The organism is Streptosporangium sp. NPDC050284 (assembly GCF_044459525.1).
Taxonomy (GTDB): domain Bacteria; phylum Actinomycetota; class Actinomycetes; order Streptosporangiales; family Streptosporangiaceae; genus Streptosporangium.
On record NZ_JBITIZ010000021.1, the window covers coordinates 21,340 to 33,398 of the forward strand.

Consider the following 12,059-nt stretch of genomic DNA (forward strand, 5'->3'; position numbering starts at 1 on the left):
TGTGGAGGCCGGCAACCACTTCGCGGATCTGGGGACGAACCTGCATTCGTTCTCTCTCGCGGTGCTGGCCGGCATGGTGATCACGTTGATGACCCGGATGCAGCACGCCACCGACGATCTCGGGGTCCGGTTGGTGCCCGCCGTGTTGTTCGGCGCTCTGCTGGCCGGTGGTCAGCTGTTCCACAGCGTGCTGGACTCGATCCTGATGTTCACCGCCCTGATCACCGGCCGGGCTCCGTTCGGTTACCTGGACTGGTTGGCGGCGTTGGGCTGGGCCGTCATGGGCAACCTCATGGGCGGTGTCGGTCTGGTGACCTTCCTGCGGCTGGCGCGGGTGCCGCACCGCCTCGCCGAGGAACGCGGCCACCGCAGCTGACAGCGTGACACGGCCGTTCTGGCCCTCGCAGCGGCCGGCGCCGCGAAGCCGTCGTCTCGCAGCGCATGACGCGGTCGGCGACAACGACGACCCGCTCGGCAACCCCTTCGACTCCCAGCCGATCGCGGAAAAACGCCCCCGCAAGCCGTTCTGGCCCGGTGCCTGGCCGTCGCCTGGCACCGGGCGAAAGCCCGGTGCGCCGAGGCCTCGTCGCCGCTCAGCCGCGCCAGCCGCCCTCGTCCACCCCGCCGGGCACCTCCGCCTGCGGGTCGTAGGGGGTACGGGTGAAGACGAAGGTGTTGAGGTCCAGGTGGCTGAGGGAACCGTCGGCCCTGCGGACCACGCGCAGAATCTCGCCCGCGTAGTAGCCGTCCAGCCCCAGCCAGGTCCCGTCGCCTTGGGCGGTGAACCGCGAGGCCCGGCCCGCGCCGCCGATCGGGGTGAGGGAGAGGCCGCCCTCGGGCAACAGCCGCAGCGCGTACGCGCTGGGCCCCCAGTACCACGGGCCGGTGAGCTCCAGCAGGCCCGCGGTGTCGGCGACGGGCTCCCACTCCTTGGGCAGGCGCGGTTCGTGCTGGTCGAGGATGGCCAGCAGGTCGGTCAGCAGGTTGCGGCTGACGCCCGCGGTGGAGTTGGCGGTGAACAGCACGCCGACCTTGTCGGCAGGGTCGGCCCACACCGTGGCCAGGAAGCCCGGCATGGAGCCGGTGTGACCGGCCAGGCGGCGGCCGCCCGCGCGCGTCAGCTGCAGGCCCAGGCCGTATCCGCCCGTCCAGGCGTCGCCGTCGTCGACGATCGCCGGCTCGCGCATCTCCGCCACGGTGTCCGGAGCGAGCACGTCCCCGGTGTCTCCGGCGACGAACGCCGCCCATCGGGCGAGGTCGGCGGGGGTGGACCACAGCTGCCCGGCCGGGGCCATGGCGACCGCGTCGTGCTCGGGTTCCGGCAGCAGTACGTCCGCCCAGGGGTGCACGGCGTAGCCGGTGGCGTGGGGCGCGCGCGGCCGGGGCGTGGTGTCACGCATGCCCAGGGGCAGCAGGATCTCCTCGTGCACGGCCTGTGCCCAGTTCACGCCGCGGTGGCGGGCCACCAGCTCACCCAGCAGGGCGAAGCCCACGTTGGAGTAGTGGTAGCGGCGTCCCGGCCGGTGCCTGGCCGCCTCGGGCCCGAGCGCGGCGACGAGTTCGGCGGCCGGCACGCCTGCGGTCCGCTCCCACCACTGGCCGGGGGACTCGGCGCTCAGCCCCGAGGTGTGCGACAACAGTTGGGCGACGGTCATCTCGCCGACCCGCAGGTCGGGAAGGTGCTTGGTGACCGGGTCGAGCAGGCCGACCTTCCCCTCGTCGCGCAGGCGCATCACCACGACGGCGACCAGGCTCTTGGTGATCGAGCCGATGCGGTACTGGGTGCCAGGGGTGGGGGCGGCCCCTTCAACCCGGCCCCGCGCGCCGAACCAGGCGAGCTCCCCGTCACGCACCACCGCGGCGGTCAGCGAAGGCAGACGTGCCTGGGACTGCTCGACCGCGATCCTGCGCAGCAGCGCGCGAGCCGTACTCTCCAGAACCGGCGACATCAGATGGCTCCTCACCCGACACGAAACCCAACGCGAAAAAGTGCCCCCAGGTTAGTGCCGCCCGATCCGGGAGGGCATCGCCGTCGGCTCGGCGCGATGGGCGACGGTCAGTGACTCTTCCGGTTCCTTGAAACGAGCGGCTACCAGTGGCCCGTCTCCGAACGTCGACCGGGTATCACGACCGGGTGACCGGCTCCCTCCAGGTCTGGTTTTCTCGGCAAGATCGTGTGACGGCACACCGGTTTGGGCCGCTTGCGCGGCATGGAACCGTGGGCGGGGTCGAGCGTGGGGATGCTCATGTGGGTGTTCGCCCTTCCTGAAGCACTTGGTCGGCGTTTTCGGGGTGGGGCGTGTGGTCGTGCCGGAGGAGGAGTGAGGTCGTCAGGAGGAGGAGTCCGGCGATCGCGATCGCGGTGCGGGGGCCGGTGAGGCCGGCCAGCAGGCCCCACGCGCCGGTCATGGCCGCGATGGTGGCCTTACTCGTGATCGACCAGGCGGACAGGGTGCGGGCGACCCGGTCCGGCGGGAGTTGCTGGAGCCGGTAGGTGGCGAATACCGGGTTGAACACGCCCATGCAGGTGATCAGGCCGAGTTCGACGGTGATGACGAGGAGGAGCCCGGTGGGGCCGGGGTGGATGAATGCCAGTCCCAGTGGCCAGCACGCGCGCAGCGTCCCGGCGGTGAGCATGACCTTGTGGTGTCCGAACCGTGCGAGGAGCGGGCGGGCCAGTCGCGAGCCGATGAGGCCGCCGATGCAGGGGAGGCCGAAGGCGACGCCGTACTGCCAGGGGGCGAAGGCGAGGTCGCCGAGCATGAGGACGGCGAGCAACGGTGAGACCGCCATGATCAGGCCGTTGACCAGGACGGTGTTGAAGAACAACGGGCGCAGCGCCGGGCTGGCGAGGATGTGGCGCCATCCTTCCAGCAGGTCACCGGCTCCAGGGCGGGAGGAGGTGGCGGTCCGCGCGGGGCGTGGCTCCCGCCCGCCGATGGCGCGGATCCCGGCGGCCGACAGCAGGAAGCTGACCGCGTTGGCCGCGACACTCGTCACCGGGCCCACCAGCCCGATCGCGGCGGTACCGAGGGGTGGTCCGAGCGCGGTGGCGGTCCAGGCCGTGGCCTCCAGCCGACCGTTCGCGACGAGCAGGTCCTCGGGGCGGACGAGCGCCTTCAGACACGCTCCGCTCGCGGCGGTGAAGGCGATGTCGGCCGCACCGACGACGACCGCCACGACCAGGAGTTGAGCGAGGCTCAGCCGGTCGAGCACGTAGGCGGCGGGAACGCTCATCAGCGCCGCGAACCGGATCAGGTCCATCGCGATCATCACCGGCCGTTTGCGCCGGAACTCCACCCACGGCCCGAGCGGCACCGCGACCATCGTCCCGACCGCGAGTCCCGCCGCGGCCAGCGCCGACACCTCGGTGGGCCCCGCGTCCAGAGCGAGAATCGCGATCAGGGCGAACGCGTCGAACGCGAGCCACGTGCCGAACGTGCTTGCCGCGTACGCGGCCCAGAACCATCCGAACCGCCGACCCGGCGACCTTCCCACCGCACGCCCTCGCTATCTCCACGAGACAAACAACCGTTGTTCGAGAGATCAAAACGTGCAGACGAAAGGCGGGTCAAACAACCAAACGATCGAATCCATACAACTGTGAGTTGTGTCCTAAAGTCAGGTGGCGTGGATCTCGATGCTGTGCGCACATTCGTCGCCGTCGTGGACGCGGGCCGGTTCCAGGACGCAGCCGCGGATCTGTCGATCACCCAGCAGGCCGTCTCCAAGCGCGTCGCCGGACTGGAGAAGGACCTCGCGGTGCGGCTGTTCACCCGCACCGCGCGCGGGGCCCGGCTCACCATCGACGGGCAGGCGTTCCTGCCCCACGCCCGGGAACTGCTGCGCGTCGCCGAGCGCGCGGCCGCCTCCGTGCTGCCCGGCAGCCGTCGGCTGCGCGTCGACGTGATCGCCTCGCGCACCGCGACGTCGGGCCTGATGCGCGACTTCCACCGCGCGCATCCCGAGATCGAACTCGACGTGGTGATGCTGCTCGACGCCGAGACGGCCGTCGCCGCCATTCGGTCGGGAGCGATCGACGCGTCCTTCCGTGCCGTCGCGGTGCCCGGCCGGCCCCTTCCCGAGGACATGGAGTCCGTCCGGGTGCTCGACGAGTCGCTCCAGTTCCTCACCGGACCCGCCCACGCGCTGGCCGACGCCCGGTCGGTGACCGTCGCTCAGCTCGCCGGGCACCGGATCTGGATGCCCGGCATCGTCCCCGGGACCGAGTGGGCCGCCTACTACGACGACCTCGTCGCCGAGTTCGGCCTCACCATCGAGGCGACCGGCCCCAACTTCGGCTCCGACGCGCTCCTCGACACCGTCGCCGACACCCCGGCCCTGGCCACCTTCATCGGCGAACACACCCGCCTGGTCTGGCCCGCCGGCCACGGCCTGCGCCGCATCCCGGTGACCGACCCGACGCCCGTCTACCCGCACTCCCTCCTGTGGCACCGCGACAACCCCCACCCGGGGCTGGTCACCCTCCGCGCCCACTTCGCCGCCACAGCGGCCGGCCGCGACGCCGCCGGGACCTGGACGCCGGCCTGGGTGATTCCGCGGCCGGCTTCTCAGCCCTGAGGAGCTGAGCTCGCAGCTCCCCGCCCTGGAACACCGCCGCGTCTGTGATCAGACTGGCCGGGCCGGCGGACGGTGCCTCGGGGGGCACGGTGACGACGTACGCGACGCGGCGCTTCGCGAGGGTCTCGTCCGTCCACGGCGGACGATGGGGAAAGGGGAGTATCCACACCTTTCCACTCTTAACGTATAGCGCACCGGGGGGCTTGCCACAAGACCCGGGTCATGCCGCAGAATCGTCGGCCGAAGCCGGAACCTGCGGAAACGGGGGATGCGAAGTGAGTGTGTTGCCGCCGACGTATGAGGGGGCCGGGAAGGCCCCTCGTCCACCTCGGATCGGAGACGATGACGTGAACCCGCTGACCACCAGCGCGTTCGACCTTCCCGCTCACCTCGCTCCCAAGGCCGACCCGGCGCTGATCGCCGGTGACGAACGGCACTTCGTGGCCATCGCACAAAGCCTTGAGCACACGATCGCCGACCTGTCCGGCCGCCTCGACGCCGAGCGCAGGGCGCCCGGCGGCAAAGGCCGGCAGGCGCTGGACCGGGACCTGGAGATCCATCGGCTGTCGGCTCGTCTGCGTACGCTGCGTCGCTTCGGTCTGGACCTGTGTCTTGGACACATGGTCGGCGCGGACGATTCCGAACCCGTGTACATCGGACGGCTCGGCCTCACCGACAGCGCGGGCCGCCGTCTGCTGCTCGACTGGCGATCTCCCGCGGCCGAGCCGTTCTTCGGAGCGACCCACGCCAACCCGATGGGGCTCGCGAGCCGCCGCAGGTACCGCTGGAGCCGCGGCCGGATCAGCGACTACTGGGACGAGGTGTTCACCCCGGAGGGATTCGCAGGACACCACGCGGCCCTTGACGACCAGTCCGCCTTCATCGCCAGCCTGGGCGGTGACCGATCGGCCCGGATGCGAGACGTGCTCGGCACCATCCAGGCCGACCAGGACGCCATCATCCGCGCGGGATCTCGCGGGGCTCTCGTCGTCGACGGCGGTCCGGGGACGGGCAAGACCGTCGTCGCCCTGCACCGCTCGGCCTACCTGCTCTACTCCGATCCCCGCCTCGGTCACCACCGGGGCGGCGTGTTGTTCGTCGGCCCGCACCAGCCCTATCTGGCCTATGTCGCCGACGTCCTGCCCAGTCTCGGAGAGGAGGGCGTGCGAACCTGCACCCTGCGAGACCTCGTCGCCGAGGGAGCCGCCGCGACGGTCGAGACCGATCCGCGGGTGGCCCGTCTGAAGTCGTCCGCGGACCTGCTGAAGGCGATCGAGCCGGCCGTCAGGTTCTACGAGAACCCGCCCGCCAAGGGGATGACGGTCACGACCCACTGGTCCGACATCTGGCTGGGCCCCGACGATTGGGCCGAGGCGTTCGGGGCGGCCGAACCCGGTACCTCGCACAACGAGGCACGCGACCAGATCTGGGAGGAGCTGCTCAGGATCCTGATCGACAAGCACGACGGCGAGGTCTCGGCCGACCTGCTGCGCAGATCGCTGCTGCGAGACGAGGAACTGCTCACGACCTTCAATCGCGCGTGGCCACTGCTGGATGCGGCCGACCTCGTCGGAGACCTGTGGTCGGTGCCGGCCTACCTGCGGATGTGCGCTCCCTGGCTCGGCCTTGAGGACGTCCGGCGACTGCAGCGCGCCGACGCCCAGGCCTGGACGGTGTCGGACCTGCCGTTCCTGGACGCTGCGCGCCAACGCCTCGGCGACCCGGAGACGTCACGACGCAGGCGCCGGCAGGAAGCCGCTCTCGCCGCCCAGCGCGAGCGCATGGCCCAGGTCGTCGACAACCTGATCGAGGCCGACGACGACGGTGAAGGGCTCGTGACGCAGCTGCGCCGCGCGGACCTTCAGCGAAATCTGGTCGACGAGTCCGAGTTGCCCACCTTCGAACCGGACCTGCTCGCCGGCCCGTTCGCGCACATCGTGGTGGACGAGGCCCAGGAACTCACCGACGCGCAGTGGCAGATGTTGCTGCTGCGCTGCCCCTCGCGAAGCTTCACCATCGTCGGGGACCGTGCCCAGGCCAGGGGCGGGTTCACCGAGTCGTGGAGCGAACGGCTTGAGCGTGTCGGGCTCGACCGGATCAACCTGGCCTCCCTGACCATCAACTACCGGACGCCGAAGGAGATCATGGCGGAGGCCGAGCCGGTCATCCGGGCCGTGCTCCCGGACGCCAACGTGCCGACCTCCATCCGCGGCGGCGCTGTCCCCGTCGTCCACGGATCCGTCTCGGAGCTGGACTCGGTCCTTGAGGCCTGGCTCGCCGAGCATGCCGAGGGGATCGCCTGCGTCATCGGTGACCCCACGTTCCGGGCGACCTCTCGCGTCCGGTCGCTGACCCCGGAGTTGTCGAAGGGGCTGGAGTTCGACCTGGTCGTCCTCGTCGACCCGGAGGCGTTCGGCACGGGTGTCGAAGGAGCGGTCGACCGCTATGTCGCGATGACCCGGGCGACCCAGCGGCTCGTCATCCTCTCAACACCCTGATCAGCGCCCTGTCCGGCCGGGGCGCGGGGGATCTCCCGCGCCCCGGCCGGACCCTCCGCCGTGTCCGGCGCGGGGCCGGCGGAGGTCAGGCGTCGGGCTCGGGCACGGCGAGGTCGATCCGGCGAAGGCGGTCCGGCTCCGCGATCACGTCGATCTCGGTGATCCCGTCCTCGGTGATCGTGAAGCCGATTACCAGGCGCAGATGGCCGTACGGGGCCATCGCGAGCCCGATCGCCCCGTCGACCAGGGCGGGTCCGGTGAACCAGGCCCGTTCCATCGCGGCCATCGCTCCCTCGGCCACGGAACGGGACCCGCGGACCACGAAGGGCTCGGGGGTGGGGATGACCGCTCTGTCGGCCCGGAGCACCACGTCGGGATGGAGCAGGGCGACCAGCGCCTCGAAATCCCCTCCGCGCGTGGCGGCCAGGAAGGCGTCGACGACCCGGCGCCGACGGGTCAGGTCGGCGTCGGGGGCCGCAGGTGCCCCTTTGACCCGGCGGCGGGCGCGGCTCGCGAGCTGTCTGGTCGCTGCCGGCGACCGCTCGAGCATCGGGGCGATCTCCTCGAACGGCACGGCGAACATGTCGTGCAGCACGAAGGCGAGACGTTCGGCCGGTGTCAGCGTGTCGAGCACCACCAGCAGCGCCACCCCGACCGAGTCGGCCATCAACACCTCCCGCTCGGGGTCGGCCCCGGCCTGCCGGCCGATGAGCGTGCCGGCCACCTGTGCGTCGATGGGTTCCTCACGCCGATGCTCGCGCGCGCGCAGCATGTTCAGGCACACCCGCGCCACCACCGTGGTCAGCCACCCGCCGAGGTTCTCCACGTCGCCGGCTCCTGCGCGGCTGACGCGCAGCCAGGCTTCCTGCACGGCGTCGTCGGCCTCGCTGAGCGAGCCGAGCATCCGGTAGCCCACCGACCGCAGATGGGGCCGATGCTCCTCGAAGCGCCCTGCCAGCCATTCGCTTTCGTCCACCGTGTCACATTCCTTCGCCGCCGGGGGTCAAAGCAGTAAATCCGAAAAACACCAGCCGAAAGTACCGGGAGGTCGACTCCCGGCCGAACGAACACTGGAGAAGTCATGACGGCACCCATCCTGGTCACCGGCGGCACAGGCACGCTCGGCGGCCACGTCGTCCCCCTGCTGCGGGAGGTCGGCCGCGAGGTACGGACCCTGAGCCGCCGTGATCACGGCCCCGGCAACGGCGTCGAGCACTTCTCCGCCGACCTGCTCAAGGGCGAGGGGGTCGAGCCCGCGGTGAAGGGCGTCGAGACCGTCCTGCACCTGGCGGGCGGCAGCAAGGGGGACGACAAGGCGACGTGGAACCTGATGGGCGCCGCTTCGAAGGCCGGCGTGCGGCACGTCGTGTACATCTCGGTGATCGGGGCGAACACGATGCCGCTGGGCTGGTTCAAGACCCAGCTGGAGGCGGAGCGGGCGGTGATGGACTCCGGCATTCCGTGGACGATGCTGCGCGCGGCCCAGTTCCACGACCTCGTCCTGAAGATCGCGGAGAAGATGGGCAAGATGCCGGTGGTCCCGGTCCCTGGCGGGCTGCGCTTCCAGCCGGTCGACTCGCGCGAGGTGGCGGCCCGGCTGGTGCAGCTGACGCTGGGGCGGCCGGCCGGCCTGGTCCCCGACCTCGCGGGACCCACGGTGTACGGGATGGGGGAGCTGGTCGGCGGCTACCTGCGGGCGCGCGGCAAGCGCCGGATGATGATGCCGATGCGGATGCCGGGGAAGGCCGGCAGGGCCTATCGGGCCGGGGAGAACCTGTCGCTGGACGGCGCCGATGTGGGCAGGCGGACCTGGGAGGAGTTCCTGGCGGAGCGGGTGCGCTAGCGCGTCGGCGTCTTCGTCCGTGACACGCGCGGCTTTCGGGATGTCCGGCTCCCTGCCACCCGCGCTGCCGGTCGTCCTGCTGGTCGGCCGGGACGCCGGCCGCCTCGGGGCGGCCCGCGTGCACGGAGCGACTGCGGTGACCGGGTCGCTAGGAGTGGGGGATGGAGCCGGTGAGGGGGTCCTCCGTCCGGCGGCGGTGGCGTGCCGCCGGGGGCGGCCGGTGCTCGGGGGCGGCCCGCCGGGCGCTGGCCAGCGCGGCCAGGGCCGTGGTGATCGGGACGGCCGCGATGAGCCCCAGGGTGCCCACCACGCTGCGGACGATCTCGGTGGCGATGACCGGGTTGGTCACCACCTCGCCGATGGGCTGGTCTCCGACGCTGACCAGCAGGAGCAGCGGCAGGGAGGCACCGGCGTAGGCGAGGATGATCGTGTTGATCACCGAGGCGATGTGGGCGCGGCCGACCCGGGCGGCGGCCCGGTACAGCTGGGCGAAGGTGTAGCCGGGGTTGGCGTGCGAGAGTTCGGTGACGGTGGCGGCCTGGGTGACGGTGACGTCGTCCAGCACACCGAGCGAGCCGATGATGATGCTGGCCAGCAGCAGGCCCTCGGTGTTGATCCGGTAGCTGACGTCCAGGTAGAACGAGCTCTCGTCGGTGATCCCGTTGAGCTGGGCGAGGCCGATGGCCGCGTACGACAGCACGCCGGTCAGGCTGAGGCTGACCAGGGTGCCGACCACGGCCATCGAGGTGGGGACGGTGAAGCCGTGGGTGAGATAGAGCACCGCGAGCATGATCGCCGCGGCGCCGACGATGGCGACCAGCAGCGGCTGCTGCCCGGTCAGGATCGCCGGGATGACGAACAGCAGGAGCAGCACGAAGGTGACGGCCAGTCCGATCAGCGCCATCACCCCGCGCCAGCGGCCAAAAGCGATCACCGCCGCGGCGAACGCGACACCGGCCAGCCACAGCGGCGAGGAGCGGTCGTGGTCGGAGATCTGGTACGGCGGCACCTCCAGCTCACCGTCACCGCCGGGGGTGTGGACCAGGATCACGTCGTCGCCCGCGGCGAACCTCTGCGAGCCGGGCCCGCTGGGAAGGCCGCTGGTGACGAAGTGGCCGGCCTCGGGCCCGCTGGTCAGCTCGACCTTGGCGTCGCCGCAGGTGGCGGGGTCGACCGGCCGCTGCTCGCCAGAGGGTTGCCCGTCGGCGGGCGGCTCCTGCGGACACGGGGTGAGGGTGATGGCGGTGATCGTCCCGGTCACCCGTTGCAGGCCGGCCGGTTGCTGCCCGCTGGAGGTGAGCTCTGCGGGCCACATCCAGATCAGGGCGATCAGCGTGGCCAGCGCCAGGGGGACGATGACGGCCAGCGTCGCCCACACCGTGCCACGGGAGCTGGGGGCGGCCGGGCCGTGCGAGTGGTTGGCACCCATGGTCGAAAAAGCTCTCCTCAGGGACGGTAAAGGCGAAAGTACCGCACCTGGGAGGTGACCGTGGCGCCGTGGCGGCTCAACAGAACCGGTGAGGGCCGCGAACGTGAGTGTCCTGCGCGTTTATCCTGATGGACGGCGCTTTCTGGTCATCGCGGAAGGCCGAAGTGGTGGGTGAGCGCAGCGCGCAGCGTGCCGGTGTCCCCGGCGGACCAGGCGACGAAGCAGTCGGGGCGCACGAGCAACGCGGTCGCGGTCGTGCCCTGCAGTGGGCCGGTGACCACGTCGACCCGGTCCCGCCATGGCGCGGTGACCCCGGCGTAGGCGCCCGTGGAGTCCAGCAGCAGCGGCCGGGCGGCACGGGTCAGTTCGGCGAGGCGTTTCGGGCCGTGCTCACCGTGCACGACCACGTCGGGGGCGCAGCGGCCGGCCAACGGGTCGGCGGGGTCGGCGGGGTAGTGGGTGTCCGCGCCGGACATCAGCGCCGCGATGTGCCCGGTCACCTCCGGCTTGCGCAGCAGTTCGGCGAAGAGTTCCCGCAGGCCGGTGATCTCGTCGCCGGGGCCGATGAGCGCCGCCTGTGCCTGGGTGGACATGACGACCCGTTCGGCGACGGGGCGGCGCTCGGTCTCGTAGGTGTCGAGCAGGCCCTGCGGTGCCCAGCCGCGCACCGTGGCCGCGAGCTTCCACCCCAGGTTGACGGCGTCCTGCAGGCCCAGGTTGAGGCCGGGGCCGCCCATCGCGGGGTGCACGTGCGCGGCGTCACCGACCAGCAGCACCCGGCCGGCGCGGTAGCGGGCGGCGATGCGGGTGTTGCCGCCGGTCAGCCGCCGCAGCAGACCGGGACCGTCGGGCGCACCGATGGGGATGTCGGCGCCGAGCACCCGGGCGACGCTGGCGCGTAGCTCCGCCAGGTTCATCGGGGTCTCCTCGCTCGCCGGCGCGTCGGGCCACTCATGCGTGCTCAGGATCGCCGGGCGGCCGGGGAACGGGGCCCAGGCGATGAGGCCGCGCGCGGTGCGGGTGTGCTGGAACGGCGGGACGACACCGTAGCCGGGGACCCGCAGGCCGCCGGTCTCGGGGTCGAGGAAGGAGTCCGGGACGGTCACGGTGGCGGTGCGGGAGATCGACCGGTCGTTGGTGAGGCCGGGGAAGTCGATGCCGGCCAGGCGGCGCACCGTGCTGCGGCCGCCGTCGGCGCCGACGAGGAAACGGGAGGTGAGCCGCCTGCCGTCGGCAAGGCGAACCTCGACCGTGTCGGGGTGTTGGCACAGGTCGACGACCTCGTGACCGCGGCGCAGGTCGACTCCGAGCTCGGCGGCCCGGGCGGCGAGGGCGGCCTCGAGCTGGGCTTGCGGCACGCCGAGCACGTAGTGCGGGTTCTGCGCGAGCATCGTGAGATCGAGCGGGAACGCGCCGAAGGTGAAGGCCGGCTGGGGTAACGGCGGAGTGCTCTCGCCGCTGAGCCGCGCGTAGAGGCCGCGCCGGTCGAGCAGGCGGACGACCTGCCCGACGAGGCCGTTGGCGCGGGACTCGCCGGTGGGCGCGGCGTGGCGTTCGAGGACGACGGGGTGGACGCCGGCGAGGGCCAGTTCGCAGGCGAGCATGAGGCCGTTGGGGCCGGCTCCGGCGATGAGGACATCGATCATGATCGTGTTCCTTTCTGGGCGTGCGTCATCGCCACGGCAGGCGCGGCACGCGGCCGGCCCGC

General features: G+C 71.6%; 9 protein-coding genes. 4 read left to right on the top strand and 5 right to left on the bottom strand.

All coding sequences use genetic code 11. From position 1 onward, the window contains the following. Position 1 precedes the first annotated feature (1 nt). On the top strand, positions 2-376 hold the full coding sequence (locus tag ACIBH4_RS34400) for a formate/nitrite transporter family protein (protein ID WP_362520155.1): 375 nt from the start codon (positions 2-4) through the stop codon (positions 374-376). Between the two features lie 217 nt (positions 377-593). Here the strand turns inward: ACIBH4_RS34400 and ACIBH4_RS34405 are convergent, their stop codons facing one another. Continuing rightward, entirely contained in the window at positions 594-1,949 is a 1,356-nt protein-coding gene (locus tag ACIBH4_RS34405) for a serine hydrolase domain-containing protein (protein WP_362520152.1), read from the bottom strand. 295 nt (positions 1,950-2,244) lie between these two features. Continuing rightward, positions 2,245-3,498, bottom strand: coding sequence for an MFS transporter (locus tag ACIBH4_RS34410; RefSeq protein ID WP_362769260.1), 1,254 nt, complete (start codon positions 3,496-3,498; stop codon positions 2,245-2,247). A 132-nt stretch (positions 3,499-3,630) separates the two neighbouring features. Between ACIBH4_RS34410 and ACIBH4_RS34415 the strand changes: the two genes are divergently transcribed. Beyond that, entirely contained in the window at positions 3,631-4,581 is a 951-nt protein-coding gene (locus tag ACIBH4_RS34415; protein WP_362769262.1) for a LysR family transcriptional regulator, read from the top strand. Positions 4,582-4,928: 347 nt separating this feature from the next. After that, positions 4,929-7,079, top strand: coding sequence for an RNA polymerase recycling motor ATPase HelR (gene helR / locus ACIBH4_RS34420; protein WP_362520142.1), 2,151 nt, complete (start codon positions 4,929-4,931; stop codon positions 7,077-7,079). 85 nt (positions 7,080-7,164) lie between these two features. On the opposite strand, the gene ACIBH4_RS34425 is transcribed toward helR, so the two are convergent. Further along, the gene (locus ACIBH4_RS34425; protein ID WP_362769264.1) at positions 7,165-8,055 is read right to left on the bottom strand and encodes a sigma-70 family RNA polymerase sigma factor; all 891 of its coding nucleotides are present in this window, start codon (positions 8,053-8,055) and stop codon (positions 7,165-7,167) included. A gap of 105 nt (positions 8,056-8,160) precedes the next feature. On the opposite strand from ACIBH4_RS34425, the gene ACIBH4_RS34430 reads away from it, so the two are divergent. Further along, a complete protein-coding gene (locus tag ACIBH4_RS34430) occupies positions 8,161-8,922 on the top strand; it encodes an NAD(P)H-binding protein (RefSeq protein ID WP_362520136.1) in 762 nt (253 codons plus the stop codon). Between the two features lie 148 nt (positions 8,923-9,070). On the opposite strand, the gene ACIBH4_RS34435 is transcribed toward ACIBH4_RS34430, so the two are convergent. Next, positions 9,071-10,351 carry a YibE/F family protein gene (locus ACIBH4_RS34435; protein ID WP_362520134.1) on the bottom strand — a complete coding sequence of 427 codons (1,281 nt, stop codon included), beginning with the start codon at positions 10,349-10,351 and terminating at the stop codon, positions 9,071-9,073. A 146-nt stretch (positions 10,352-10,497) separates the two neighbouring features. After that, positions 10,498-11,997 (bottom strand): FAD-dependent monooxygenase, encoded by a 1,500-nt coding sequence (locus ACIBH4_RS34440; RefSeq protein WP_362769267.1) that lies wholly within the window; start codon positions 11,995-11,997, stop codon positions 10,498-10,500. Positions 11,998-12,059 lie beyond the last annotated feature (62 nt).